Genomic DNA, 24,563 nt, shown 5'->3' with positions numbered 1-24,563 from the left:
ACAAAACAAGAATATCATCAATGAATCACTGTTTTTTTCCAAAATTAACCTCAGTTGAAGCGTTGCAGCCCTATTGCCTGCGCACTCACTGGAACACCGGCGAAGTATTGGATGTCAATGTTGAAACGCAGTTGCGTCGTCATGCTGTATTAACGCCAATTTTGAATTCCGATCTGTTTACCCGTGTTCATTTGGGCGAATGGGGAAACAGCATTGAATGGACAGATGAAGAATTTGGTGCTGATAATGTTTATGCTTGGGCGAAGGAACAGCGCGGCGACATTAGCCATGAAATGCTTAATGAATGGATGCGCCGCAATGCACTAACATCCATTACTGCTGCTACTGCACTCGGTATCGCAGAGAATTTAATTGATGATTATCGAATTGCTCGTCAAAACATTCCGCGTACAATTTGGTTGGCTTGCTTGGGTTGGGAAGCGATTGGCTCGGTGCGCGATCATTTGCCGCGTGTTCTACCGATATTTGGGCATTCAACCAAGCTGGGCAGCAATTAAATAAATTGCATTGGAGATAAATCATGCACTCACAAAAACTAACGTTACGCTGCTATGCAGAACAGGAAAGCGAATCTCTCTGGATTGCAGTTTGTATTGATCTTTGTTTAGCGGCGCAAGGCGAATCATATTGCGAAGCCCGCAAGCGGCTAGATCGCCAGATTGACAGTTATATTTTTGATGCAATTGATGGCGAAGATCAACGCGATGCTGACCAATTGCTTCACCGCAAAGCGCCATTAAGCAACAGCTCAAATATCATCTGATTCGGTTGCATTTATCTGGTCTGCTTTTTCAACATAAAACGTGTAATTTTATGCGCTTAACACCGCGAACTCATGCCGTATGAGTCGTTGGCCACCACTCACTTGCGATGATGTCAAACGCGCTTTGAAGGTGCTGGAATTTATGCCACGACCACCGCATTCTGGAACGTCGCATGAATACTGGGAAAAGCGCGTTAACGGTCGCTTATTTAAGGTCACAGTAGACTGTCCAAAAGCGCCATTTAGTTTAACGTTATTGGATTCGATGAGTGCACAAGCTGGCATTAGTCGGAGTGATCTATACCGTGCTATAGACAAAAAACGCAAATGGCGCTGGCTTTGGTAAAGCCATGATTGGCGAATGAAACGATGAATAACCCGCGCTATCCGTTAGAATAATTGGAAATAATCAGATGACAATGAGGATTACATGATGAGCACGTTAATTGAATTATCCACTGAATTTGAGCAACGCTTAGACGCATTAGTCATGCACAGCGGCATCACCAAAGCTGCGCTATTGCATGACATGGTGGAACAAGGATTAGCTGATTTGGAAACAGAATATCGCGCTGTAGCTGTTTTAGAGCGTGTCTGCACAGGTCAAGAACCCATTTATTCTGCGGCAGCAGCGAGATTTATCGTGATTAAATAAGACAGCCGCTTTATTAACGATGCAAATGATTGAACGAATGAAAAGATGATGATTGTCAATAAACTACTGGAGATTAGAAGATGTCACTAACACCAGAGAAAAAAGAATTTTACATTATGATTGAGCGCGATGCTGAGGGCTATTTTATTGCATCAGTGCCAAGTTTGCCCGGCTGTCACACCCAAGCCAAATCGCTTGATATTTTAATGGAGCGTATTCAGGAAGCGATTGAACTGTATCTCGAAGTGCAAGCGATAGATATTGAACCGCTTGATTTTATTGGTATGCAAAAAATCACCATCGCAGCATGAATAAACTGCCATCTTTAACTGGAAAAGACGTGGTTGATATTTTAATACGAGTGAAATTTTAAGTGATAAGAATTAAAGGCAGTCATCATTTCATGCGCCATCCAGACGGAAGAACAACCGTCGTGCCTGTGCATACTGGTGAATCATTTTGATGCGTTGGTGAATAAGTTGGAATTCATTGGGCGCGATTCTAAAAAGATACAAGTAGCAATTACCGATAAAATTGGCAAAAAAAGTGCCGCAGAAAAGAAGAAAAAAACTAATAATAGACGCGATACGTTTATGGCTGGCATCATTACGATTATGAATATCTAGCGAAGAAGGCAACATGTATTATTCTGTATTGGACATATTTGCTGGCGCAGGTGGATTTAGCCTTGGATTCCAGCTGGCTGGTGCCGATATTATTGGTGCCATTGAAATAGATCGTTGGGCATGTGAAACATTTCAGTTTAATCACCCTGAAGCTAAAGTGATACAGAGTGACATCACGACGATGACTGACGAACAAATTATGACTATGTTTGGAAAAATTCGACCGAACATCATATTGGGTGGACCACCTTGTCAAGGTTTCTCAATCTGTAATAAGAATAGCTGCGACCACAAAGACCCGCGTAATTCTCTTTTTGAAGAATTCATTAGAGTTGGTCGCTTGCTCAAACCACAAATTATGATCATGGAAAACGTGCCTAATCTAGTTAAAGCACGCACTGCAAATGGAGAACTTGTAATTGATATTGTTATAGCCAAGTTGCGAGAAATTGGTTACGAGGTCAATTATCGAATCCTAGATGCCACAGACTATGGAATTCCTCAAATCAGAAAACGCCTTTTCGTTGTTGCATCGACAATAAAATTAAATACACCTTTTCCAGAAAAAACGCATTCAATAATGAGCACTCCAGATTTTCTGGAAGCGCATTTGGATAAATGCCCAACACTATGGGATGCTATTTCTGATCTTCCAGAAATTAAAGCACGAGAAGGCGAAGAAGAATGTGCTTATTCTAAGCCACCACAAAACAACTACCAACGACTTCTCCGCGCTGGTTCTAATAAGCTGTTTAATCATAAAGCCATGAATCACTCACAACGCCTTGTTGCTCGCTTTGCAACAATGATGTGGGGCGACTCTACAGCGAATGTACCTGATCACTTGCGTCCACTGAAAAGGAATAGTGCAGAATTTTCAGAAAAAACATACGGACAAAATAACCGGCGAATGCACCCTGATCGGCAATGTCATACGATAGCGGCATCTTTTTATGCAAACTTTGTTCATCCTTATATGAATAGAAACTTTACTACTCGTGAAGGCGCAAGAATTCAGTCTTTTCCTGACTGGTACGTTTTCAAAGGTAAGCCGACTGTGGTTAGCCATAAATTGCTTCAGCGTGAAGGTCGCGTTGAGGAAAAGTATTTATGTCAGTACAACCAAGTTGGCAATGCAGTTCCACCGCTACTAGCAAAAGCAATCGCAGAAAATATCATTAACCAACTTCGGAGCTAAAATGTACGTTCATGGGAATAACTTAGAACAAAAAGAACATCATCAAACTAAATACAAAGATGCAGAATCACGTCGGTATTTATCTGAGATTAGATTTCGCTACGATCAGTGGAAAACCGCCAACGAAGTTCTTCGCGGCCCCGTTGCCGATGTGAGTGAAAAAGATTTTCTAACTATAGAAAAACGAGTCAAGCTGCTAAATGATTACAAGGATTTTTTAGATCAACAGCATTACGCTGAAAAATTCGATTCTCGCTCAAACCTTCATTCTTCTGTTTTAGAAGAATTCATGTATTACTTGTTTAGAGACCTTGTTTTTGGTATTTCAGAATATGCCTTAATCGGTAAATCTCATTCATTTAAGGACATTTTCTTCAGAGCTCCATCGTACCTGCATATGATAAAGAAACCTCACGCTTTATTTGAAATAAAAGATCACGACTTTACTATCGGCGCAAGCGTAAAAACGACAATGAAATGTCGTGGCTCGGCATTAATTGAAGAGCACGATTGGGACATTCCCGCAGTTGCAATTGAATGCAAAACATATCTCGATAAAACAATGCTTCAAGATGTATCGACTGCTGCTGAACAACTCAAGCAGAAAAATCCAAACGCAATGTACATCGTTGTTGCTGAATGGTTAAAACTTACTGGCTCAGTCAATCTTAAAAAATACAAAATTGACCAAATTTACGTTCTTAGAAAGCAGAAAAACACAGACCGCGAGTTCAGGTATGACACCAACTATCAAAAGAATCCTATTTATGATGACGTAATAAATCACTGTTTCAACAGTGTGCGTGAATTTCTTACTAGTGATTGGGAAGGCGGTATTTCTCACGGAATAGACCGAGGCTTCTTAATCTAATAAGAATGGTATAACTCAATGTTTCCCGCTCTATTTATACGACGACCCAGCACCAGCAGCGAGTGAAAACCGACAAAGACAGCGGCATTGTCAATGATGCAAATGATTGAACGAATGAAAATTGTCAATAAACTACGGAGATTAGAAGATGTCATCAACACCAGAGATAGAAACAAAAAAAGAGTTTAGCATGGGGGTTGAACGCGATGCTCAGGGCATATTTATTGGATCAGTCATCGGCTTACGCGGCTGTTATGTTCAAGCTGAATCAATTGAACTGTTAAGGGAGCGTGCTCAAGAGGCGATTAAACTCCACATCGCATGGGAAGATAGAGGAGAAGATGATGAGACGTTTGAGTTTTTAGGCATGACAAAAGTCTTCATTGAAGCATAAAAATACATCGCTGTTGTTGACTGGAAAAACGTGCTTGCTGTTTTAATACGAGAGACTGCAAGTGATCTGCGTTACCGGCAGTCAGCAGCGCGAATAATGCTCGATGTGTTGCGGAAATAAGCGCATTTCGAGCATTGTCCCGCTGTTTAAGATTCACAAAAACTGCTGACATAAAAATGTTAAATCATTCATAATAAAATCCAGTGTTAACGCAGTTGCTGCTTCATTGAGAAATCACGATGAATTTGATTTTAGGACGCATTTTTATTGCCAGTATTGCCGCTGCAATGCTATTCGGCTGCGATTTATTGCCGGGCGCAGGGGCGACAAACCCGCTGGTCCGCCGCCGATGCCAACGCCAGAAGTCTCTGTCATCACTGCAAAAAGTCAGACTGCGCCGCTCACCGCGAATTGGTGGGACGGCTGGCAGCCACGCGCATTGCGCAGGTACGGGCGCGAGTGGCCGGCATTGTGTTGGAGCGGGTGTACACCGAAGGGACGGATGTCAACGCGGGCGCGGTGCTATTCAAAATTGATCCGGCGCAGTTGCAGGCCAAATTGCGGGCGGAAGAAGCGGCGCTGGCAAAGGCAGAAGCGGATGCTGTGAATGCGGCGCTCACTGCTCGCCGTTACAGCGAATTGCGCGAAAAAAAGACCATTTCTCAACAGGATGTAGACACGGCGCTGGCGAATGAACGCACCACCGCTGCGGTAGTGATGCAGGCACGCGCCAATATCGAAAGTGCGCGACTTGATCTCAGTTACGCCACCGTTCGCGCTCCGATTGCCGGACGTGCGGGGCGAGCATTGGTCACGGAAGGCGCGTTGGTTGGGCAAGGCGAAGCGACGCTGATGACTGCGGTGGAGCAAATTGATCCGATCTACATCAACTTTAGTCAATCGGTGCGCGAACTTGCCGAATTGCAGCATGGAGCCAGCCAGCCGCTGGGGAACAAAGCTGCATCGAAAACCAAGGTTGAAGTGTTGCTGTCCGACGGCGCGACCTATTCCGAAACGGGAACGCTGGATTTTTCTGATCTCGCAGTTGATCCCAATACCGGCGCAGTGTCGCTGCGCACCACATTGAGCAATCCGCAGCGGGCGCTGCTGCCGGGCATGTTCGTCACGCTGCGCCTAACGACCGGGCAATTGGAACATGCGTTTGTGCTGCCACAAGCCGCAGTGCTGCGTGATGACAAAGGCGCATCGGTCATGGTGTTAGGCGCTGATGGCGTGGTCGCAGCGCGGCGCGTGGATACTCGCGTGATGACGCACAGCGATTGGGTCGTGACGGGCGAATTGAGTAACGGCGAGCAGGTCATCGTTGCCGGTTTACAGAAAGTGAAGCCGGGCGCAGTGGCCAAACTTGCCGCACCAAAACCTGCTGCTGGCGCTGCGCCAGCGCCCAGTAGTAAATAAAGGACGTTGATATGCCACGCTTTTTTATTGATCGTCCGATTTTCGCGTGGGTGATTGCGATTCTCATCACGCTCGGCGGCACCGTCGCCATTTTCCAATTGCCAGTGTCGGCATATCCGCCCATCGCACCGCCGCAAGTCAGCATCAACGCCAATTACCCCGGCGCCAGCGCCGAAGTGCTCGAAAAAACCGTGACTTCGGTGATCGAGCAGCAACTGACTGGCGTGGATAACCTGCTGTATTTCGATTCCACTTCGCGCTCCAACGGTTCGGCGCAAATCACCCTGACCTTTGAAACCGGCACTGATCCCAACATCGCGCAAGTGCAGGTGCAAAATCGGTTGAGCGTGGCGCAATCCCGCTTGCCGGAAGAAGTCGTCCGCAACGGCATCACCGTCGCCAAAGCCAACGGCGATTTCCTGATGGTGGTGGCGCTCAAATCCACCGATCCGACAATTGACAGTTACGCGCTCGACAACCTGATCGCCGCGCAGATTCTCGATCCGATTCGACGCTTGCCCGGCGTTGGTGGCGCGACGCAATTCGGCGCGGGTTATGCGATGCGGATTTGGCTTGATCCCGACAAACTGCGCGGCTACGGCCTCAGCGCCGCCGCAGTGTTGGACGCAGTGCGAGCGCAAAACATTCAAGTCGCTGCCGGTTCGATTGGCGCAGAACCGGCGTTGCCCGGTCAGGGTTTTACCGCGTCAGTCAGTGCCGCCAGCCGCTTCACCAGCGCCGAAGAATTTGGCGACATCATCCTGTACGCCAATCCCAACGGCAGTCACATTCAATTAAAAGATGTCGCCCGCATTGGGCTGGGCGCGGAATCATTCGGACGCGAAGTGCATTTGGCGGGCGATTCCGTCGCTGGCTTTGCGATTCAACTCGCGCCGGAAGCCAACGCGCTTGATGTGGCGCGAGCGGTACGCGCCAAAATGGATGCACTGGTGCGTTATTTGCCGAACGGCGTGGATTGGGTATCGCCGTATGACAGCACGCAATTCGTTGAAATCTCAATCAAAGAAGTAGTGAAAACGCTGGCCGAAGCGGTGGTGCTGGTGTTTCTGGTGATGCTGCTGTTTTTACAGAATTTACGCGCCACGCTCATTCCAACTTTAGTCGTGCCAGTGGCAATTACCGGCGCATTTGCCGGAATGTACGCCGTCGGATTTTCAATTAACGTTCTGAGTTTATTCGGATTAGTGCTGGCAATTGGTCTGGTCGTCGATGACGCCATCGTCGTGGTTGAAAACGTCGAACGACTGATGACGGAAGAAAAACTGTCGCCCATCGAAGCAGCGCGAAAAGCGATGGATCAAATCACCGGCGCAGTGATTGCGATGACGCTGGTGCTGGCTGCCGTGTTTTTACCGATGGCATTGGTTGGCGGCAGTGTCGGCGTCATTTACCGGCAGTTTTCGCTGACGATTGCGATTTCAATGGGCATTTCGGCGCTGATGGCGTTGAGTTTTACGCCGGCGCTGTGCGCGACGCTGCTGCGTCCCACGCACGACCGCCCGAATTGGTTTCTGCGCGGTTTTAATAGCGGTTACGGCTGGATTGCGAAAACTTATCTCAAGCGCGTGAGCGCCGCGATTCGTCACACGCCGCGCTGGATGGTGGCGTTTATTGCGCTGGTGACAGTTGCCGGTTATCTGTACGTCAAGCTGCCGACCAGTTTTCTGCCAGAAGAAGATCAGGGTTATGCGTTTGCAATCATCCAGTTACCACCGGGCGCGAGTTTGCAACGCACCAGCGCCGTATTGAAAAAAATGGAAGCCATTTTGAAACAACATCCGGCAGTGGATCGCGTGCTGCATGTCGCCGGATTCAGTTTTGTCGGTCAGGGCGAAAACGTCGGACTGGGTTTTATTCGCTTAAAAAATTGGGATCAACGTCTTAAACCGAATGAACAAATCAAAGCGTTTATTCCGGCAGCCAATGGCATGTTGCAGTCAATTCAGGAAGCACGAATTTTCGTGGTGAATATGCCAACCGTGCGCGGATTGGGACGCTTTGGCGGATTTGATTTCCGTTTAGAAGATCGCGCCGGATTGGGTCACGCGCAATTGATGCAGGCACAAAATGCACTGCTCGGCGCAGCAGGAAAAAATCCAGTATTAGCAGGAGTGCGCCCCAATCAATTAGAAGATGCGCCACAAGTGCAATTCACGGTTGATCGCTTACAAGCGCAAGCCATGGGCTTAACGCTGGCCGATATTTATGGCGCAATTCAATTAATGCTCGCGCCGGTCTACGCCAACGATTTCAATTATCAAGGGCGGGTCTTAAAGGTGCTTTTGCAAGCAGATGCCGCATTCCGCAGCCGTCCAGAAGACCTCAATCACTATTACATTCCGAGCAGTCGTGGCGGATTAGATGACATGGTTCCATTGAGTAGCGTCGTCACTGCAAGTTGGAATAATGCACCGCCAGCCATTGACCATTATAACGGCTATGGTGCCATTCAAATCAACGGCAGCGCGTCACCCGGTCACAGTTCTGGGCAAGCAATGAAGGCGATGGCATCCATTGTTGAAAACGATTTGCCCAATGGCATTGGCTACGAATGGTCTGGATCATCATTTCAAGAAATCATTTCCGGTCAACAGGCGCCAATTCTATTTGCGTTGTCGCTATTAGTGATTTTTTTAGCATTGGCTGCGCTCTATGAAAGTTGGTCTATTCCAGCAGCAGTAATGTTAGTGGTTCCGCTTGGCGTATTAGGCGCATTGAGCTTCACTTGGTTGCGCGGATTAGAAAATGATGTCTATTTCAACGTTGGTTTAATTGCGGTGATTGGACTATCGGCAAAAAACGCAATTTTAATTATTGAATTCGCCAACACGCTGCGCCAATCAGGAATGAACGTCTTAGAAGCGACATTAGAAGCCAGTCGGCTGCGTTTTCGCCCCATTTTAATGACATCCATTGCGTTTATTCTGGGCGTCTTACCGCTGGTATTATCAAGCGGCGCTGGCGCGAATAGTCGTCATGCGATTGGTACTGGTGTTATGGGCGGCATGATTGGCGCAACCTTACTCGGTGTCTTATTCGTGCCCACTTTTTATGTGGTTGTGCGGCGGTTAATGGGCGACAAACCGGAATAAATCCCAGCCCCTTATTCAAAGCGGGCATCATTTTTGAATGGAATACTTGCAATGACACCAGAATTTTGGCTTGAACGCTGGCAACAGGGCGAAACCGGCTGGCATTTACCAGAAATCAATCGGCATTTACAGGAGTTTTGGCCACAATTTAACTTGCCAGCAAATGCAGCGGTATTGGTTCCATTATGCGGTAAAACATTGGATTTGCTGTGGCTAATGAGCCAAGGTCTGCGTGTAATTGGTGTCGAACTCAGTCCACTGGCAATCGAAGAATTCTTAACAGAAAACGGTTTAACAGCGGTAATGACTGATGCGTCACCATTCCGCAGTTATCAAGTCGATGAATTAACGCTGCTGTGTGGCGATTTTTTCGCACTCACACCAGCACATCTTCCTGAAATACATGCAGTTTATGATCGTGGTGCGTTGGTGGCTTTGCCGCCAGCATTGCGCGAAAGTTACGCAGCGCAGCTTAAAATGCTGGCTCCAAATGCTGCTCAATTATTGATTACATTTGATTACGATCAACAGCAAATGGCGGGACCACCGTTTGCAGTGCAGCGCAATGAAATCGCACAGATATTTGCAGGTAAAACCATTATTGAATTGGCAAATTTTGATGTATTAAATGAAGCGCCAAATTTGCGCCAGCGCGGTGTCACGGCGCTGGCAGAACAGGTGTGGAAACTTGAGTGATGAAGTGTTGGATAAAACGGCTTTGTGAGTTAGGTTATTGTGACCATACTGCTAAATAGGTGATGGTTATTTTTTAGATTTTGCCTGCTGGCTGAAGGGAGTAGTTAGCGACTACCCCCTTTCATAAGTTACCGATAATGCTATCTTTTATGTAGGCGTGAAAAATTAAACAAACTATCGCCGCCTAAGTTTTATTTGATTATCCATTTGAACATCAATGGCGTTTTCTGTCTCCGATTTCATGCAAATGAAAATCGCCGATCCCAATGCCAACTGGGGTGGGCAGATGATGCGAAAGGTTGGCATACCGGGAAATGGAACCGGCGCAGCTTGCACTGCCCTTCCGCACATCTATCCCAAATGAAGTCAAGTATTAAAATGCGACAATTAAAAATCTCCCCAACTCATGCCAGATGTATTTATTGATTAGCGTTTTTCTGGCATTTCAATATAAATAAATTGCGAATTGTGACACGTTATGAAAAAAAAACCATTGCTTACTGTGTTTGCGTCCTTTTCTGGAAGCGGTGGCGTTGAACGCATGTTAATTAATTTAATACGCGGTTTTATAGCACTTGATCAACCGGTTGATTTGGTTGTGGTGCGTGCTAATAGTCCACATCTTGCGCGTTTACCGCCACAAGTTAATTTAATTCAATTGCACACCAAACACACATTTTCTGCAATTCCCGCATTCGCCCGTTATTTGCGCGATCAGCGTCCAGCAGTGGTATTGGCAGCAAAAGATCGTGCCGGACGCGCAGCGGTATTAGCGCGAGCAATGGCGCAAATCAATACCCGTCTTGTATTGCGCTTAGGAACCAATTTATCTGCGGCAATGGCAATGCGGACTGCACCAGAACGTTGGCTGCGTTATGCACCAATTCGCCTGCTTTATCCGCAACTTGATCGTATTATTGCGGTATCGCAAGGCGTCGCTGATGATACTGCGCAGATTGCGCGTATTCCCCACGAACGCATTAACGTCATTCGTAATCCAGTCATTACGCCAGAATTAAATCAATTGGCGGCAGAACCCTGTCCGCATTCGTGGTTAGAACCCAATCAACCGCCAGTTATTTTAGGAATGGGACGACTGCAACAGCAGAAAGATTTTCCAACGTTAATTCGTGCTTTTGCGCGAGTACGGGCGGAGCATAATTGTCGGTTGATTATTCTTGGCGAAGGCGGCGGACGAACGCAATTAACTGAATTGATCGCGGAATTAGGCTTAAATGCCAGCGTTGTGCTGCCCGGATTTCAAGTTAATCCGTATGCGTGGTTAGCGCGAGCAGGATTATTTGCGTTGTCATCGGCGTGGGAAGGATCGCCGAATGTATTAACAGAAGCATTGGCATTAGGTGTGCCAGTAGTAGCGACCAATTGCCCAAGTGGACCAGCGGAAATACTTAATAGTGGACAATACGGAAAGTTGGTATCAGTTGGCGATGTCGCAGCAATGGCAAACGCAATGGTAGAGACATTAAAAAAACCGTTATCGCCGGTGTTTTTGCGTCAGGCAGTGAGTGAATATACACAGGAATACAGCGCCGCACAGTATTTGCAGGCGCTGGGATTAAACGTTAATACACCCAAGGAATAAATTTGCGCACCCGTTTGGCATAATCAACGTATTCAGGATGACGTTCGGTTAACCAGTGTTCTTCTTTACTTGCTTTGAAATCGAAGAATATAAAACCAACGATAAACCACAATAAATGTGAAAGGCTTAAACTGTATAACACCCAGCCTAATGCCATAATTAATTGGCTGGCATACAACGGATGTCGCACCCAATTATAAATACCATGTTTTACGAACTGATTGTGGTCAACGGGATACGGTAACGGCGTGAGGTTATCACGCAGATTAATCATGCCAAATCCCACAAAAAGTATTGCAATCAGTCCCGAAAAAAACCAGATTATTTTTCGCGGAATTTCCAGTAATTCAAACCAAGTTTGCATTGGTATTGGATGCCACACTGGAGTAATGATAAAAGCGAACAATAATGCGAATTGCAACGCAACGAGATATTCGCCACGTTTACCTTTTAAAAATGAAAAATTAGACATCATTGATCTCCGAAAGAAGGGGATAACACTGGATTAACGCTGGGTGGCGCATCAGGATCACGTTCTGCAACAACGAGCCATTGATCAAGCCAATTTTGCACCACTTCAACACCTTGGCGTTCTAATGCAGAAAACAATTGTACGGTAATGCGTCCATTGCTATTGGCTGCGTCAGTTTCACGTTCAACAGTAAGTTTGGTTGCCATTGCTGCGCCGCGTTTTAATTTATCAGCTTTAGTTAATAGCAATAGAATTGCTAAATTAGCGCGTTGTCCCCAAGCCAACATTTGCCGATCAAAATCGGTTAATGGATGACGAATATCCATCACAATAACTAATCCGGTTAATGAACGGCGATCTTCTAAATAATGCGCAAGATGACGCTGCCATTGCAATTTAATTGCTTCAGAAACTTTGGCGTAACCATAGCCGGGCAAATCAACTAAACGCCGTTCAGCATCCAATTCAAAAAAGATAATTTGCTGGGTACGACCGGGCGTTTTACTGGTTCGCGCCAAGGCTTTTTGATGACATAGCGCGTTGATTGCGCTGGATTTTCCGGCATTAGATCGCCCAGAAAAAGCGACTTCGCGCCCGCTATCGGCTGGCGCTTGATCGAGCTGGGCAGCGGCAGTGAGAAAGTGAGCGCGTTGATAAAAAGAGTTCATATTTTTGAGGTCATCATGGTGGGAGTGCGCTGCCAATGCCCTGATTGACCGCCATTTTTTTCCAGCAGACGCACGTCAGTCATGGTCATGCCACGATCAACGGCTTTGCACATGTCATACACCGTCAGCAAACTGATTTGCACGGCACACAGGGCTTCGATTTCGACGCCAGTTTGACCGCTGGTAGCGACGGTGGCGCAGCAATAAACGCCTGATTCTACATGACAAGTAGCGAGTTCTATCTCAACGTTGGTCAGCGCCAGCGAATGACAGAGTGGCACTAAATCGGCGGTGCGTTTGGCGGCCATGATCCCAGCGATACGCGCAATGCCGAGCACATCACCCTTGGAATGATCGCCCTGTTCAATCAGCGCCAGCGTTGCTCTGGTCATGGTAATCCAGCCTTCAGCGACGGCAACTCGCGCCGTCACTGGTTTGCCGCCCACGTCCACCATGTGCGCAGTACCGCGATCAGTGAAGTGGGTTAAGTGCATCAAAACGCTGGTTTTTCTGGTGCGTTTTCAAACATGTCCACGCTGGCGAGAATTTCCTGACAGGCTTCATCGCGCCCGCCCCAGCCGCCCACGCGAACCCATTTGCCTTCGTCTAAGTCTTTGTAATGCTCAAAGAAATGCGCAATCTGATCCAGCAAGTGCGCCGGCATATCGCGGAAACTCTCGATGTCACGATAGCCCTTAAACAGTTTGTCAATCGGCAGCGCCAGAATTTTGGCGTCATCGCCGGATTCGTCGGTCATGGTCAACACGCCGACCGGACGACATTTAATGACGGAGCCGGGAATCAGCGGATAAGGCGTGACCACAATCACATCAACTGGGTCGCCATCGGACGACAACGTGTGCGGAACGTAGCCGTAATTGCAGGGATAGTGCATCGCAGTGGACATAAACCGATCGACGAACATCGCGCCGGTTTCCTTGTCCATTTCGTACTTAACCGGCTCGGCGTGAGAGGGTATCTCAATGATAACGTTGATAATGTTTGGAACGTTGTCGCCGCGTGAAACCTTCGATAAATCCATGAAAACAGTCTCTGTATTGAAAAAAATGACGCCGAATCATGCCGCGTTAACGGCGGATGCTCGGCGCAAATTGGGTGTTTATTATAAGCGATACGATGCGTTTATGTTTTAGTAACCGCAAAATTGCTTAGGTTGCACGATGATCGGCAGCGTTGCTGGGCGCGGTCATCTTTTCGTTCGCAAAAAAGAATGGGAACTATATTAAAAAATAATTTATCATCAATAAGTATTTATGTTTGACATTTTTTAACGAAAAAAGAGATTAAATTTATGAACGTATTGCAATTTTTAGTTCGCTGTGCATCGTTACCAACGATGTCTTTGTCCGCCGTTAGTTCTGGGAATAACCGCATTAATAACGTAGGAGATGCACTGGAAAAATTTGTAAAAGATGTATTTGCGAATGCTGTTAATGTGACAGCGCAAAATAGCAATCTTGCGTATAGCGTCACATTTTCGTATTGTGGGAATAAAAATAATCCACCAGACGTGATGATAAAGGGAGGTGACGCGATAGAAATTAAAAAAATTGAGTCGCCTCGCGCACGAATTGCTCTCAATAGCTCCTACCCAAAAGACAAGATTTATTCAAACAGTGAGATGCTTACTCTGGCTTGTCGTAATTGCGAAAAATGGACTGAAAAAGATATGCTGTATGTTATTGGTTACGTTAAAAACAGCGATATTAAATGTTTATGGTTAGTCTATGGAGATTGTTTTATTGCCAACAAAGAAATTTATGAAAGATTAAAAAACAAAATATCTACTGGTGTAAACGAAATTCCCGACATTAAATTTACGGAAACGAACGAACTTGGTAAAGTTAAAAAAATTGATCCGTTGGGAGTTACGGATTTAAGAATTCGAGGTATGTGGCACATTGATAATCCAATGACAATTTTTGAGCATTTTGAAAATTACGACCAATCTTCGGAATTTAAATTGGTTTGCATTATGCAAAAATCAAAATTTGAAACGATGCCTGCCGAAGATATTTATTCCATAGAGAGCGAGAGTTCAGCTTTTTTTACTCGAAATGAAAGTATAAGAAACCCGAACAATCCTGCACAACTTATTGACGCAAAAATTATTACTTATCGGAAAAAATAATCATGGATATTGTGTCTCTTTTTGCTGGCGCTGGTGGCTTAGATTTGGGTTTTCGCCAAGCCGGATTTTGTATTAAATGGGCGAATGAATATGATCGCCATATTTGGGAAACCTATGAAAAAAATCATCCCACAACAGTATTCGACCGCCGCAGTATTACCAAAATTGCCGTCGATGACATTCCTAATAGCGTGGGTTTAATTGGTGGGCCGCCATGTCAAAGTTGGAGCGAAGCAGGTGCATTGCGCGGAATTCACGATCAACGCGGGCAATTGTTTTTTGATTCATTCGGATTTTAAGTGCAAAACAACCGCTGTTCTTTTTAGCAGAAAATGTATCTGGAATGCTGCTTCCTCGTCATCAACAAGCGTTACAAAATATCAAAACGCTCTTTGCGGAAAGTGGCTACAACTTATCATTTAAGCTATTGAATGCGGCTGATTATGGAGTACCACAAGATCGGGCGCGAGTCTTTTTTGTGGGGTATCGCGCTGATTTAGGTTTAACGTTTCATTTTCCGCAGCAACAGCGAATAAAAAAAGCAACTTAAAAGCAGCAATTTTTGATCTTCGAGATAGCGCATTGCCAGCACTAAATCATCAACGCACCAATGGCGAACGCTGCATCATTCCGAATCACGAATACATGACCGGCGGATTCTCCACCATTTATATGTCAAGGAATCGAGTGCGTTCGTGGGATGAAACTTCATTCACAATTCAGGCTGGCGGGCGTCATGCCACTGCATCCACAAGCACCCAAAATGGAATTGATTGCGCCAGATGTGCGGCGCTTTGTGCCGGGATTTGAACCGCAATATCGCAGATTAACGGTGCGGGAATGCGCCGTATTCAGACCTTTCCAGATGAATTTGTATTTCATTATGAAAATCTGGCAGCGGGTTATAAGATGGTGGGTAATGCGGTTCCGCCAGTGCTCGCGTATCATCTGGCACAAGCGATTCTTGCAGATTTGACATCTTCTCCGCTTTAATACAGAAAAGATGTCAATAAATCGGTAAAGCACGAATAACCGATTAGACTTCGCCGCGATTATAATCGGGCTGCGCAGTGATTTTATGAATACTGATATCAGCGCCTAGATATTCTTCTTCATCAGTCAAGCGCATTCCAATTGCGAGCTTCACTAAACCGTAGATGATAAAACCCCGCAAAAGCAATGGAAACGCCAATTAAAGTTCCAATAACTTGCGCACTAAAACTCACGCCGCCGACGCCACCGAGCTGCGTTAAACCAAAAATACCCGCTGCAATTCCGCCCCATAATCCGCAGAGTCCGTGTAATGGCCACACGCCAAGCACATCATCAATTTTCCATTTGTTTTGCGTTATGGTAAATGCGTATACGAATAATACGCCGGCAATTGCGCCGGTAATGAGTGCACCTAATGGGTGCATTAAATCTGAACCAGCGCACACGGCAACTAATCCCGCCAGCGGTCCGTTATGTAAAAAGCCGGGGTCATTTTTACCCGCAATTAACGCCGCTAAAATACCGCCGACCATTGCCATTAACGAATTCACTGCGACCAATCCGCTTACGGCATTGAGTGTTTGCGCTGACATCACATTAAAGCCAAACCAACCGACCGTTAATGTCCATGCACCCAAAGCGAGAAATGGAATAGATGAAGGTGGATGTGCGGTCATGCTGCCGTCTTTACGATAACGTCCAAAACGGGGGCCAAGTAATAAGACTGCGGCGAGTGCAATCCATCCGCCAACTGCATGAACAACAACGGAACCAGCGAAATCGTGAAAGGGTGCGCCAAAAGTGGTTTCAAGCAGCGTTTGCATTCCAAAATTGCCGTTCCAAGTTATGCCTTCAAAGAATGGATAGAGCAAACCCACAATTAAAAATGAAGCAAGTAATTGTGGATAAAAGCGGGCGCGTTCGGCAATGCCACCAGAAATAATTGCGGGAATTGCTGCCGCAAAAGTTAATAGGAAAAAGAATTTAACGAGTGCGTAGCCGTTATTTTCCTGAAGAATTTTTGCGTCGGTAAAAAAATCAATTCCATAAGCCAAGCTGTAGCCAATGAAAAAGTAAGCGATGGTGGAAATGGCGAAATCGCTCATAATTTTCACCAACGCATTCACTTGATTTTTAGCGCGGACGGTGCCGAGTTCTAAAAATGCAAACCCGGCGTGCATGGCTAATACCATCACTGCGCCAATCAAGATAAATAACACGTCTGAACTCGTGTGCTGTGCTTCCATTGTGTTGCCTCGTAAACTGTGAAATGAGGCAATAAGCATATTAAATGCCAATCAATAATACGAGTATTTGTGGATTGTGCGGTTGCTGTATGAGCCAATTTAGTGCGAACTGCGCCAGCGGTCGCACTGTTTCATGTCAAACCGTCGATTTCTTCGTAAATCATCTCAATGGGCAGCGCACAATCGATGCAATTGAGCGCCACTTCACCCGCAGTGATGATTTCGGCTTTCCATTGTTGTGAACGGCGGTGGATTTGTACTTCGCGGCGGTTTTGCGCAATCAATAGATATTCGCGCAAACTGGGGAGTGTTTGATAAGCAAGGAGCTTTTCGCGCCGATCAATGCGTTCAGTAGAATTAGATAAAACTTCAATAATTAAACAGGGATGAGTGCAATAATAACGTTCGCGGTCATTCGGATCGCAACTCAATAATAAATCTGGATAATAAAAAATGTCATCTCCACCAATAAACAGGCGGACTTTCATGTCGTTAGCGAAAATTTGACAATGACTGCTGCGCAATTGTGGACGTAGAAAAGCAATGAGATTGGTAACGATTAAACCGTGTTGACGGCTCGCGCCAGTCATGGCGTAAATCTGACCGCCAATATATTCATGGCGTAATTCACAGTTTTCTTCACCAGTGAGATAAGCATCAACAGTGAGTGGAATTTGCAGAATAGATGAAATAGTCATCGCAACTTGCCTCACAACATTTTGTGAAAATTGGGATTTTTATGCGCCAGCCAATTGCAAATAACGTTCATGCAATTGCTTAATTTGAGGAATTAGCGCCGCAGAATTTCCACTGTTATCAATGAGTCGTCGGCGCGAGCGAGCCGTTCAGCACGAGCAATTTGGCTGGCAATAATGCGTTTGATTTCATCGGTCGCCAGTCCGCTGCGCTGCTGCACCCGCTCGATTTGCACCGTTTCCGGCACATCAACCACCAGCACCCGCTGCGCCCATTGCTGTTGCCCAGTTTCAAACAGCAGCGGAATCACCAGCACTGCGTAGGGCGCAGTCAATGCGGCGCGTCGTTCCAACATCAATGCTTCAATCGCTGGATGCAGCAACGCCTCCAATCGTTTGCGTTCTGGCAGCGATTGAAAAACCCGCTGGCGCAACGCAGCGCGGTCGAGCGCACCATCTGCGAGCAGCATTTCTGCACCAAAGTTGACAGCGATGCGCTGCAACAGCGGTTGCCCGACGGCGGTCAATTCTCGCGCCAGCACATCGGTATCAATTACGCCTGCGCCGAGAACGGCGAGTTGGTCAGCGACGGTCGATTTCCCGCTGCCGATTCCGCCCGTCAATGCCACGCTAAACATCATTTAATTCAATCCGCTGAGGTGAAATACGCGGTATTGATCGCGTCGCCCCACAGCAAACTGATCCAACCTGCCACCGCTAAAAATGGACCAAACGGCAGTGGTTGTTCGCGGCGCTGCTGCCCGGTGACGATCAACAACACTCCAAGCACTGCGCCGGTCAATGCCGAGAGCAGCACGATTTGCGGCAGCAGTTGCCAGCCAAACCACGCGCCGAACAGCGCCAGCAATTTGAAATCGCCATAACCCATGCCTTCTTTGCCGGTCGCCAGCCGAAACAGTTGAAACACCGTCCACAGGCTGAGATAACCCGCGACTGCGCCGATAATTGCCGTTTGGCTATCGGTGAACATTCCGAACGCATTCAATAACAAACCGAGCCACAGCAGCGGTAACACGATGTTATCGGGCAATAACTGGGTGTCGTAATCAATCAGCGCCAGCGCAATCAGCGCCCACGTCAGCACCAGCGCCGCTGGCAATTGCCACGTCATGCCGAATTGCAGCGCCACTGCCAGCGTCAACAGCGCGGTCAATGCTTCAACGAATGGATAACGCAAACTGATGTGCGTGTGACAGGACGAACAGCGTCCGCGCAGCAATAAATAACTGATAATCGGAATGTTTTCGTAAGCGCGAATGCGATGACCGCAATGCGGACAGGTGGACGGCGGTGATGACAGCGAGATTGATGAATCCCCCCAACCCCCCTTTTTCAAAGGGGGGCTTTTCGAGTCCTTTTCCAAAAGGGTGCTTTCTTGATTTTCCCTTGTAAAAGGTGGGCTTTGTTCTTCTCCCCCCTTAGAAAAAGGGGGGCAGGGGGGGATTTCTTCCAACAATTCAGCGCAGTCGCGCTGCCATTCCGCCTGCATCATCAGCGGCAGCCGCAAAATCACTACGTTGAGAAAGCTCCCAATTAGCAAGCCAAACAGTACGGCGACCAGCGCCAGCAATTCCGTATTTTGCGCAAGTAAAGCAAAGACCTCGCTCATAAAAATCACACCACTGATGCCATTTTGAAAATCGGCAAATACATCGCCACCACCAAACTGCCGACCAAACCGCCGATCACCACCATAATCATCGGCTCCAGCAGACTGCTTAAACTGTCTACCGCGTTGTCCACCTGTTCTTCATAAAAATCCGCGACTTTTGCCAGCATCGCATCCAATGCGCCGGATTCCTCACCGATGGCGGTCATCTGAATCACCATGTGCGGAAAGATGTCGCGCTGGCGCATCGCCAATTGCAGCGATTGGCCGGTCGCTACTTCCTCGCGCATTTTCAGCACTGCATCTTGATAAACGATGTTGCCGGTCGCGCCCGACACCGATTGCAGCGCCTCGACCAGCGGCACACCCGCAGCAAACATGGTTGACAAGGTGCGGGCAAATCGCGCCAGCGCCGCTTTATTCAAAATCGGACCGATGATCGGAATCTTCAGCAGCAGCCGATCAATGCCTTCACGCATCGCCCGCGAGCGTTTGTAAGCGTAGCCAAAGCTGTAAACGAAGCTGCCTGCGCCAGCAACATTGCCCACCACCATGCTTGAAGCAGTTCAGACAGATGAATGACCATCATCGTAAAGCGGCAAATCTGCGCCAAATTTGCAAAAAGCTCTTTAAACTTCGGAATCACGAATAACAAAATCACGACAGTGACGATGACTGCGACCGCGATGACTGCCGTCGGATAAAACATCGCTTTTTTGATTTTGCCTTTGATCGACTCGGTTTTTTCTTTATAAACCGCGATCTTATCCAGCAGATTGTCGAGAATACCGGCTTGTTCACCGGCAGCGACCAGATTGCACACCAGATCGTCGAAATACAGCGGATGTTTGCTCATCGCCACGCCATCGCTGTGCCGCCCTCAATGTCCTGTTTAATCGTCAGAATAAATCCTGCATCGACGGGTTGTCGTGACCGCGTCCCACAATGTCAAACGCCTGCACCAGCGGCACACCTGCGCCCATCATGGTTGCGAGCTGGCGCGTGAAAATCGATAAATCCGCGCTGGTGATTTTCTTTTTTCCACCGCCCAACAACGGCTTCGGCTTCATCTTGACCTTGGTTGGATTTACGCCTTGTCGCCGCAAATCTGCCCGCACTGCATTGATGCTGGGCGCACGCGATTCGCCCTTGACTTTCGCCCCGCGCCGATCCATGCCTTCCCACAAAAAGACGCGAGCTTTTTCAGCTTCAACTTTTGGTTTTGCTTTTTTAATTGCGACTGCCATTGTTATGCCTCCAATGAACGAAACCAAAGTATAGAGCGCAACCACTGGAATCGCGCAGCTTGACCGCCTCAAATGTGACGCGATCCCCAACATCCACTAAGCTCGCGTCTTCATTCAAATGACTTCATCAGCACCCGCGCCTCATCTGCTATGTCCGTATCAACGCCCACAATTCCACCATTATTTACCCGCTGCATTCTCGCCGCTCGCCCCAAAACGCTGCCGCTCACACTCGCGCCAGTGTTCGCCGGAATCGCGCTGGCAGTCGCTGAAACCAATCAATTCGCGCTGATTGCGTTGTGCACGCTATTCGCAGCAATGGCAATTCAAATCGGCACCAATTTGTATAACGATGCTGCTGATTTTGAACGCGGCACGGACACGCCCGACCGTCTCGGCCCGCAACGCGCCACGGCGCAGGGTTGGTTTCGCGCCAGCCAAGTCAAAACGGCTGCGCACCTGATGTTTTTATTGGCATTTGTGCTGGGTTTAGTATTGTTGCAGCGCGGCGGCTGGCCGATTTTCAGCATCGGAATCGCCTCACTCGCCGCCGGTTACGCCTACACCGCCGGCTCACGCCCCATCGCTTACGGACCATTTGGCGAATTATTCGTATTGGTATTTTTTGGCATTATTACGGTTGTCGGCAGCCATTATTTGCAAACGCTCGTATTTAATTGGAACGCCGTCATTATTGGAATTGCGCTGGGATTACCCGCTGCCGCAGTGCTTTTGGTCAATAATTACCGTGATTTAGACACCGACCGCGCTGCTGGTCGCCGCACGCTCTGTCATTATCTCGATCGTTCCCGCGCTCGCGTGTTATACGCAGTGCTATTACTTGCGCCAATACCGCTGCTATTGCTTGCGCCATTGCCCGGCGCGAATGAATGGTTAATCAGTGCATTCCCGCTGGCAGTGCTTTTAATTGTGCAATTAGGTCGCAGCAATGGCGCAGCGTTGAATGTGCAACTCGCTCGTACTGCGCTATTTCAATCGGCACTGGTGCTCTTGTTAATTCTGAGTTTTTTATTCTGAATAATGCAGATCGAATGCCTTCAGATGATTGCCTACGATTTACCGCTGCACCGCCATTGGGCGACTGCTCGCGGCGGATTTAATCGACGGTGCGGGTGGCTGGTGCAATTGCGCAGTGCTGATGATTTAACGAATTCTCCCAACTGCCTAATTTCATCAAATCCCCCCAACCCCCCTTTGCTAAAGGGGGGCTTTTGTCTCCACCCTTTGCAAAAGGAACTCCTAAATCTCCCCCCTTTGAAAAAGGGAGGTCGGGGGGGATTTTACGGCGACTGCGCTCCACTAGCCGCTGCTGGCACAGAAACGCCGCAAGCCGCAGCGCAAACCCTGTTGAAAATTCAGAAAATTGCGATTGGTCACGACGCAGCAACGCTGCTTGATGCGCTGGAGCCGGAATTGACTGCAACGCCAGCCGTCCGTTTTGCGGTGGAATGTGCGCTGCTGGATTTATTGAGCCAAGAGCGCGGTTTGACGTTGCGCCATTTTCTCGCGCCCACCGCGTCAAATGCAGTGCCGGTCAACGCGATGCTCGGCGCACTGTCAACCATCACGCCAAATGAAGTTCACGCTGCCTGCGCTGCCGGATTTAAGGTGTTGAAAATCAAAGTCGGTTTGCATGATCCCGCGACCGAATTGGCGCAACTGACTGCGTTGGCACAACTGCTGCCGCTCGATGTGACTTTCCGACTGGATGCCAATGGCGCGTGGGAATTCGATGCTGCACAGCGAATGCTCGACGGGCTGGCGCAGTTGCCGATTGAATCGCTGGAAGAGCCGCTACGCCAGCCGAATGCTGCGCAGCTGGCGACATTGCAGCAGCGGGTGATTTTTCCGCTGGCGCGGGATGAATCGCTGCATGGCGTGAATTGGCAGGGCGATTTGAACGCGCTTGGTGTGCGGCGACTGGTGCTGAAACCGGCAGCGATTGGCGGTGTACAACGAACGCTGGCGCTGGCGCAGCGGGCACAAGCTGCCGGAATTGAAGTGGTGATCACCAGCGTGATCGAAAGTGCTGCCGGATTGTGGGCGACGGCGCAACTCGCGGCAGCCAGCGCCAGCGCCATTCCGCACGGTTTAGCAACTGCCGACTGGCTCGCAGCGGATTTGGGTGCACCGCCGCTGTTGCACAACGGTCAATTGCTGCTGCCACCAACGCTCGGCACAGGTTTTCATCCACACTTAATAGATTGAATATCAGGAGCTTTTATGCTGTTACTGGATATTGGCAACACCAATTTACGCTGGGCAGTGCACGACGGCGCACAACTCGGCGCAGTGCAAATTGCGCGACACGGCAACGCGATTCCGTTGGATGTGCTCGCGGCGTGGGAAACGCTGCCTGCGCCGACGCGAATCGTGGCGAGCAATGTCGGTGGCGCTGCAGTGGCGGAGGCGCTCGGTCGGGTGACGCAAGCGTATTGGGGATTGGCACCGGAGTTTGTCAGCACTCGCGCCGAATATGCCGGAGTGCGGATTGCTTACGCCGAACCGTCGCGTTTTGGCGTGGATCGGTGGCTGGCGCTGCTCGCGGCACATGTGGACAACCCGACTGCTGCGCCGACGCTGATTGTCGATGCCGGAACCGCTGCGACCTTTGATCTGTTGCTGGCAGACGGGCGACATTTGGGCGGATTGATCGTGCCGGGGCTGGAGATGATGCGGACGAGTTTGCTGGCGGGAACGCAGATTCCGCGCATCGAAATCGAGCCGTGCGGAATGCTGTGGGCGAATGACACGACGGCAGCAGTCGCAGCGGGCAGTGTTCAAGCGATTGCGGCGTTGGCGGAGCGATTAGCCGAGCGGTTGGCAGCAGAAACGGGGGCGACGGTGCGGATATTATTGACCGGCGGTGATGCGCCGCGTTTGCGAGCAGCGTTTTCACAACCATTTATTGAAATTGAAGATTTGGTATTGCGCGGATTAACTGTTTAATTGATTCACAACATCCCGCAGCGATTCACCAGCGAGCGGGATTTTCATTCTAAAGATCAAAAGCTGCCTGTCCTTCTGCTGTTAAGCGCCAGCCCTCGCCAATACGATAAGCAATATCTTCTAATACACTTAAAATCGTTTGCGCTTCTGGCGTGGTTCCGTTTTTCAATAATGGCATCATCGCTAACACAATTTCATCAAATTCCGCTGTTTTCTTTTCGCGCTCCATGCGCCGCAAATAAGAGATTAAATAATAACGAACACGTAATTTCAGATCGACATGCGTTTTGAATTGCTTGTCTTGTTTGATGCTGAATAACTCGGTTTCCTTTCATAATCAAACATATCGAGCAGCAACGGCGTTAAATCAGAATACTCTTTTTTCAGTAAATCAAAAAGCCCAGCTCAAACCTTTAATAATTAATTCGTCGTTGATTTGTTCTAATGATGCGCCGTTATATTTGGCAATCACGCCTTCAATTGTCTGCATGACAATTTCACCATATCCATGCCCAAACTGGCTTTCATAATATATTTAGGTTTGCGCACCTTTCTAAAATTAATAATTAACTGACCGGATAAAACTGTAAATGGATTTTGCCGTTTCTTAAAACTGGTTTGTCCGTTCTTTTGCGCGACTGCACCGGCGTATTCAAAACCGCAGCGTTCGCAGTATCAATAATCAAATGCCAAAATTCTGGGTCTTTGTGCGCAAACACAAATGACATCCAGCGATCAAATTTCAATACGCGATACATTTCTTCAATACTTTTTGCAATCAAAGCGTTGTAATCCGCTTTGCTTTTCTCATGTTCGCCACCTTCAATGGCTTCTAAACTATAATCCTGCTCGGTTACGGGTAAATCTAACCACGCATTCCACATGACCGACAAATCAAGATACGGAATCTTTTTGCCATACGGCGGATCAGTGTAAATATAATCCACACTTTCTTTTTTTAAGAACGATAAATCGGTTGCTGTGCCGCGAATAATCTGCAACTGATCTATAGTTTTATCATTTATTTTGTGCGCTATTTCTCGCTTGGCATTAAGAATTGCTGAAATCTTTTTTTCATAAGTTTTCATCAAATCTAAATCAACACCTTTTGGAGCGATTCTGTAACGATA

The 24,563-nt window shown here is 47.8% G+C and carries 28 protein-coding genes and 4 pseudogenes; 21 read left to right on the top strand and 11 right to left on the bottom strand.

Going from position 1 to position 24,563, the window contains the following annotated elements; translation table 11 throughout:
- Window positions 1–20: 20 nt before the first annotated feature.
- The 14 genes from CXB77_RS13335 (at window position 21) to CXB77_RS13275 (ending at window position 11,359) form a co-directional block, all read left to right on the top strand.
- Window positions 21–518 carry a DUF2442 domain-containing protein gene (locus tag CXB77_RS13335; protein WP_105074293.1) on the top strand — a complete coding sequence of 166 codons (498 nt, stop codon included), beginning with the start codon at window positions 21–23 and terminating at the stop codon, window positions 516–518.
- Window positions 519–541: 23 nt separating this feature from the next.
- Complete coding sequence (locus CXB77_RS13330) at window positions 542–784, top strand: DUF1902 domain-containing protein (protein ID WP_105074292.1); 243 nt, start codon at window positions 542–544, stop codon at window positions 782–784.
- 79 nt (window positions 785–863) lie between these two features.
- On the top strand, window positions 864–1,130 hold the full coding sequence (locus CXB77_RS13325) for a type II toxin-antitoxin system HicA family toxin (protein ID WP_105074291.1): 267 nt from the start codon (window positions 864–866) through the stop codon (window positions 1,128–1,130).
- A gap of 87 nt (window positions 1,131–1,217) precedes the next feature.
- The gene (locus CXB77_RS13320; RefSeq protein WP_197711066.1) at window positions 1,218–1,439 is read left to right on the top strand and encodes a hypothetical protein; all 222 of its coding nucleotides are present in this window, start codon (window positions 1,218–1,220) and stop codon (window positions 1,437–1,439) included.
- An 80-nt stretch (window positions 1,440–1,519) separates the two neighbouring features.
- A complete protein-coding gene (locus CXB77_RS13315) occupies window positions 1,520–1,750 on the top strand; it encodes a type II toxin-antitoxin system HicB family antitoxin (RefSeq protein WP_105074289.1) in 231 nt (76 codons plus the stop codon).
- A gap of 92 nt (window positions 1,751–1,842) precedes the next feature.
- On the top strand, window positions 1,843–1,902 hold the full coding sequence (locus CXB77_RS24675) for a hypothetical protein (protein WP_431520750.1): 60 nt from the start codon (window positions 1,843–1,845) through the stop codon (window positions 1,900–1,902).
- The gene (locus tag CXB77_RS19835; RefSeq protein ID WP_172452668.1) at window positions 1,889–2,065 is read left to right on the top strand and encodes a hypothetical protein; all 177 of its coding nucleotides are present in this window, start codon (window positions 1,889–1,891) and stop codon (window positions 2,063–2,065) included. Before CXB77_RS24675 ends, CXB77_RS19835 begins: the two co-directional genes overlap by 14 nt.
- 13 nt (window positions 2,066–2,078) lie before the next feature.
- Window positions 2,079–3,263, top strand: coding sequence for a DNA cytosine methyltransferase (locus CXB77_RS13310; protein WP_105074288.1), 1,185 nt, complete (start codon window positions 2,079–2,081; stop codon window positions 3,261–3,263).
- A 1-nt stretch (window position 3,264) separates the two neighbouring features.
- Window positions 3,265–4,134 carry a Bpu10I family restriction endonuclease gene (locus CXB77_RS13305; RefSeq protein ID WP_105074287.1) on the top strand — a complete coding sequence of 290 codons (870 nt, stop codon included), beginning with the start codon at window positions 3,265–3,267 and terminating at the stop codon, window positions 4,132–4,134.
- Window positions 4,135–4,282: 148 nt separating this feature from the next.
- Window positions 4,283–4,528, top strand: a complete 246-nt coding sequence (locus CXB77_RS13300) for a type II toxin-antitoxin system HicB family antitoxin (RefSeq protein WP_105074286.1) — start codon at window positions 4,283–4,285, stop codon at window positions 4,526–4,528.
- Between the two features lie 267 nt (window positions 4,529–4,795).
- Window positions 4,796–5,947 carry an efflux RND transporter periplasmic adaptor subunit gene (locus CXB77_RS13290; protein WP_242445709.1) on the top strand — a complete coding sequence of 384 codons (1,152 nt, stop codon included), beginning with the start codon at window positions 4,796–4,798 and terminating at the stop codon, window positions 5,945–5,947.
- An 11-nt stretch (window positions 5,948–5,958) separates the two neighbouring features.
- Entirely contained in the window at window positions 5,959–9,060 is a 3,102-nt protein-coding gene (locus tag CXB77_RS13285) for a multidrug efflux RND transporter permease subunit (RefSeq protein ID WP_105074284.1), read from the top strand.
- Between the two features lie 51 nt (window positions 9,061–9,111).
- Window positions 9,112–9,756, top strand: a complete 645-nt coding sequence (locus CXB77_RS13280) for a thiopurine S-methyltransferase (RefSeq protein ID WP_105074283.1) — start codon at window positions 9,112–9,114, stop codon at window positions 9,754–9,756.
- A 478-nt stretch (window positions 9,757–10,234) separates the two neighbouring features.
- Window positions 10,235–11,359 (top strand): glycosyltransferase, encoded by a 1,125-nt coding sequence (locus CXB77_RS13275; RefSeq protein ID WP_242445708.1) that lies wholly within the window; start codon window positions 10,235–10,237, stop codon window positions 11,357–11,359.
- On the opposite strand, the gene CXB77_RS13270 is transcribed toward CXB77_RS13275, so the two are convergent.
- From CXB77_RS13270 to ppa, 4 genes are read right to left on the bottom strand one after another with little or no spacing between them, the layout of a single operon-like run.
- On the bottom strand, window positions 11,340–11,831 hold the full coding sequence (locus CXB77_RS13270; RefSeq protein WP_105074282.1) for a methyltransferase family protein: 492 nt from the start codon (window positions 11,829–11,831) through the stop codon (window positions 11,340–11,342). The two genes, CXB77_RS13275 and CXB77_RS13270, sit on opposite strands and share 20 nt — an antisense overlap.
- Window positions 11,831–12,499, bottom strand: a complete 669-nt coding sequence (gene yihA / locus CXB77_RS13265) for a ribosome biogenesis GTP-binding protein YihA/YsxC (RefSeq protein WP_105074281.1) — start codon at window positions 12,497–12,499, stop codon at window positions 11,831–11,833. The genes CXB77_RS13270 and yihA overlap by 1 nt, the downstream gene beginning before the upstream one ends.
- Complete coding sequence (gene moaC, locus CXB77_RS13260; protein ID WP_431520730.1) at window positions 12,496–12,993, bottom strand: cyclic pyranopterin monophosphate synthase MoaC; 498 nt, start codon at window positions 12,991–12,993, stop codon at window positions 12,496–12,498. Before moaC ends, yihA begins: the two co-directional genes overlap by 4 nt.
- Complete coding sequence (gene ppa, locus CXB77_RS13255; protein WP_105074279.1) at window positions 12,993–13,541, bottom strand: inorganic diphosphatase; 549 nt, start codon at window positions 13,539–13,541, stop codon at window positions 12,993–12,995. Before ppa ends, moaC begins: the two co-directional genes overlap by 1 nt.
- Before the next feature lie 270 nt (window positions 13,542–13,811).
- Between ppa and CXB77_RS13250 the strand changes: the two genes are divergently transcribed.
- From CXB77_RS13250 to CXB77_RS20540, 4 genes and pseudogenes are all read left to right on the top strand, one after another.
- Window positions 13,812–14,651 carry an NgoPII family restriction endonuclease gene (locus tag CXB77_RS13250; RefSeq protein ID WP_105074278.1) on the top strand — a complete coding sequence of 280 codons (840 nt, stop codon included), beginning with the start codon at window positions 13,812–13,814 and terminating at the stop codon, window positions 14,649–14,651.
- A 2-nt stretch (window positions 14,652–14,653) separates the two neighbouring features.
- Window positions 14,654–15,201, top strand: a pseudogene (locus CXB77_RS23940) (DNA cytosine methyltransferase).
- Window positions 15,202–15,233: 32 nt separating this feature from the next.
- The gene (locus CXB77_RS20545) at window positions 15,234–15,461 is read left to right on the top strand and encodes a hypothetical protein (RefSeq protein ID WP_198772012.1); all 228 of its coding nucleotides are present in this window, start codon (window positions 15,234–15,236) and stop codon (window positions 15,459–15,461) included.
- 30 nt (window positions 15,462–15,491) lie between these two features.
- Window positions 15,492–15,644 carry a DNA cytosine methyltransferase gene (locus tag CXB77_RS20540; protein ID WP_198772011.1) on the top strand — a complete coding sequence of 51 codons (153 nt, stop codon included), beginning with the start codon at window positions 15,492–15,494 and terminating at the stop codon, window positions 15,642–15,644.
- Between the two features lie 43 nt (window positions 15,645–15,687).
- Here the strand turns inward: CXB77_RS20540 and CXB77_RS13240 are convergent.
- The 5 genes and pseudogenes from CXB77_RS13240 to CXB77_RS13220 all read right to left on the bottom strand — a co-directional run bounded on the left by CXB77_RS13240 (window position 15,688) and on the right by CXB77_RS13220 (window position 20,463).
- A pseudogene (locus CXB77_RS13240) lies at window positions 15,688–16,891 on the bottom strand (ammonium transporter).
- A 131-nt stretch (window positions 16,892–17,022) separates the two neighbouring features.
- The gene (locus tag CXB77_RS13235) at window positions 17,023–17,589 is read right to left on the bottom strand and encodes a Uma2 family endonuclease (RefSeq protein WP_105074277.1); all 567 of its coding nucleotides are present in this window, start codon (window positions 17,587–17,589) and stop codon (window positions 17,023–17,025) included.
- Between the two features lie 39 nt (window positions 17,590–17,628).
- A pseudogene (gene coaE / locus CXB77_RS13230) lies at window positions 17,629–18,224 on the bottom strand (dephospho-CoA kinase).
- Window positions 18,225–18,232: 8 nt separating this feature from the next.
- Window positions 18,233–19,216, bottom strand: a complete 984-nt coding sequence (locus CXB77_RS13225) for a prepilin peptidase (RefSeq protein WP_105074762.1) — start codon at window positions 19,214–19,216, stop codon at window positions 18,233–18,235.
- Between the two features lie 5 nt (window positions 19,217–19,221).
- A pseudogene (locus CXB77_RS13220) lies at window positions 19,222–20,463 on the bottom strand (type II secretion system F family protein).
- A 150-nt stretch (window positions 20,464–20,613) separates the two neighbouring features.
- On the opposite strand from CXB77_RS13220, the gene menA reads away from it, so the two are divergent.
- Genes menA through CXB77_RS13205 form a run of 3 tightly spaced genes read left to right on the top strand, consistent with a single transcriptional unit; the run spans window position 20,614 to window position 23,433 of the window.
- On the top strand, window positions 20,614–21,501 hold the full coding sequence (gene menA, locus CXB77_RS13215; RefSeq protein WP_105074276.1) for a 1,4-dihydroxy-2-naphthoate octaprenyltransferase: 888 nt from the start codon (window positions 20,614–20,616) through the stop codon (window positions 21,499–21,501).
- A gap of 24 nt (window positions 21,502–21,525) precedes the next feature.
- Entirely contained in the window at window positions 21,526–22,692 is a 1,167-nt protein-coding gene (gene menC, locus CXB77_RS13210) for an o-succinylbenzoate synthase (protein ID WP_105074275.1), read from the top strand.
- Between the two features lie 15 nt (window positions 22,693–22,707).
- Window positions 22,708–23,433: a type III pantothenate kinase gene (locus CXB77_RS13205; RefSeq protein ID WP_105074274.1), complete on the top strand. Its 726-nt coding sequence runs from the start codon at window positions 22,708–22,710 to the stop codon at window positions 23,431–23,433.
- Between the two features lie 49 nt (window positions 23,434–23,482).
- Here CXB77_RS13205 and CXB77_RS20405 read toward each other — a convergent pair whose 3' ends face one another.
- Together CXB77_RS20405 and CXB77_RS20400 are read right to left on the bottom strand one after the other, a co-directional pair.
- Window positions 23,483–23,662, bottom strand: coding sequence for a hypothetical protein (locus CXB77_RS20405; protein ID WP_197711064.1), 180 nt, complete (start codon window positions 23,660–23,662; stop codon window positions 23,483–23,485).
- A gap of 337 nt (window positions 23,663–23,999) precedes the next feature.
- Window positions 24,000–24,521 carry a hypothetical protein gene (locus tag CXB77_RS20400; protein ID WP_197711063.1) on the bottom strand — a complete coding sequence of 174 codons (522 nt, stop codon included), beginning with the start codon at window positions 24,519–24,521 and terminating at the stop codon, window positions 24,000–24,002.
- Between the last annotated feature and the right edge of the window lie 42 nt (window positions 24,522–24,563).

The sequence above is a fragment of the Chromatium okenii genome, from assembly GCF_002958735.1.
In the GTDB taxonomy this organism is placed as follows: domain Bacteria; phylum Pseudomonadota; class Gammaproteobacteria; order Chromatiales; family Chromatiaceae; genus Chromatium; species Chromatium okenii_A.
Note: the sequence above shows the minus strand (reverse complement) of the source record. Positions and strands in the feature narration are given on the sequence as shown.

What these genes read in the sequence shown, in the direction of transcription:
- CXB77_RS20405 (WP_197711064.1), bottom strand. Translation starts at nt 23,662, where the DNA reads ATGGAGCGCGAAAAGAAAACAGCGGAATTTGATGAAATTGTGTTAGCG.
- CXB77_RS13320 (WP_197711066.1), top strand. Translation starts at nt 1,218, where the DNA reads ATGAGCACGTTAATTGAATTATCCACTGAATTTGAGCAACGCTTAGAC.
- CXB77_RS13335 (WP_105074293.1), top strand. Translation starts at nt 21, where the DNA reads ATGAATCACTGTTTTTTTCCAAAATTAACCTCAGTTGAAGCGTTGCAG.
- menC (WP_105074275.1), top strand. Translation starts at nt 21,526, where the DNA reads ATGATTGCCTACGATTTACCGCTGCACCGCCATTGGGCGACTGCTCGC.
- CXB77_RS13235 (WP_105074277.1), bottom strand. Translation starts at nt 17,589, where the DNA reads ATGACTATTTCATCTATTCTGCAAATTCCACTCACTGTTGATGCTTAT.
- CXB77_RS13275 (WP_242445708.1), top strand. Translation starts at nt 10,235, where the DNA reads ATGAAAAAAAAACCATTGCTTACTGTGTTTGCGTCCTTTTCTGGAAGC.
- CXB77_RS13300 (WP_105074286.1), top strand. Translation starts at nt 4,283, where the DNA reads ATGTCATCAACACCAGAGATAGAAACAAAAAAAGAGTTTAGCATGGGG.
- CXB77_RS13270 (WP_105074282.1), bottom strand. Translation starts at nt 11,831, where the DNA reads ATGTCTAATTTTTCATTTTTAAAAGGTAAACGTGGCGAATATCTCGTT.
- moaC (WP_431520730.1), bottom strand. Translation starts at nt 12,993, where the DNA reads ATGCACTTAACCCACTTCACTGATCGCGGTACTGCGCACATGGTGGAC.
- CXB77_RS13310 (WP_105074288.1), top strand. Translation starts at nt 2,079, where the DNA reads ATGTATTATTCTGTATTGGACATATTTGCTGGCGCAGGTGGATTTAGC.
- CXB77_RS13205 (WP_105074274.1), top strand. Translation starts at nt 22,708, where the DNA reads ATGCTGTTACTGGATATTGGCAACACCAATTTACGCTGGGCAGTGCAC.
- ppa (WP_105074279.1), bottom strand. Translation starts at nt 13,541, where the DNA reads ATGGATTTATCGAAGGTTTCACGCGGCGACAACGTTCCAAACATTATC.
- CXB77_RS20540 (WP_198772011.1), top strand. Translation starts at nt 15,492, where the DNA reads ATGCGCCGTATTCAGACCTTTCCAGATGAATTTGTATTTCATTATGAA.
- CXB77_RS13305 (WP_105074287.1), top strand. Translation starts at nt 3,265, where the DNA reads ATGTACGTTCATGGGAATAACTTAGAACAAAAAGAACATCATCAAACT.
- CXB77_RS13325 (WP_105074291.1), top strand. Translation starts at nt 864, where the DNA reads ATGAGTCGTTGGCCACCACTCACTTGCGATGATGTCAAACGCGCTTTG.
- CXB77_RS13250 (WP_105074278.1), top strand. Translation starts at nt 13,812, where the DNA reads ATGAACGTATTGCAATTTTTAGTTCGCTGTGCATCGTTACCAACGATG.
- CXB77_RS20400 (WP_197711063.1), bottom strand. Translation starts at nt 24,521, where the DNA reads ATGAAAACTTATGAAAAAAAGATTTCAGCAATTCTTAATGCCAAGCGA.
- CXB77_RS13285 (WP_105074284.1), top strand. Translation starts at nt 5,959, where the DNA reads ATGCCACGCTTTTTTATTGATCGTCCGATTTTCGCGTGGGTGATTGCG.
- CXB77_RS13225 (WP_105074762.1), bottom strand. Translation starts at nt 19,216, where the DNA reads ATGAGCGAGGTCTTTGCTTTACTTGCGCAAAATACGGAATTGCTGGCG.
- CXB77_RS13280 (WP_105074283.1), top strand. Translation starts at nt 9,112, where the DNA reads ATGACACCAGAATTTTGGCTTGAACGCTGGCAACAGGGCGAAACCGGC.
- CXB77_RS13315 (WP_105074289.1), top strand. Translation starts at nt 1,520, where the DNA reads ATGTCACTAACACCAGAGAAAAAAGAATTTTACATTATGATTGAGCGC.
- menA (WP_105074276.1), top strand. Translation starts at nt 20,614, where the DNA reads ATGTCCGTATCAACGCCCACAATTCCACCATTATTTACCCGCTGCATT.
- yihA (WP_105074281.1), bottom strand. Translation starts at nt 12,499, where the DNA reads ATGAACTCTTTTTATCAACGCGCTCACTTTCTCACTGCCGCTGCCCAG.
- CXB77_RS13330 (WP_105074292.1), top strand. Translation starts at nt 542, where the DNA reads ATGCACTCACAAAAACTAACGTTACGCTGCTATGCAGAACAGGAAAGC.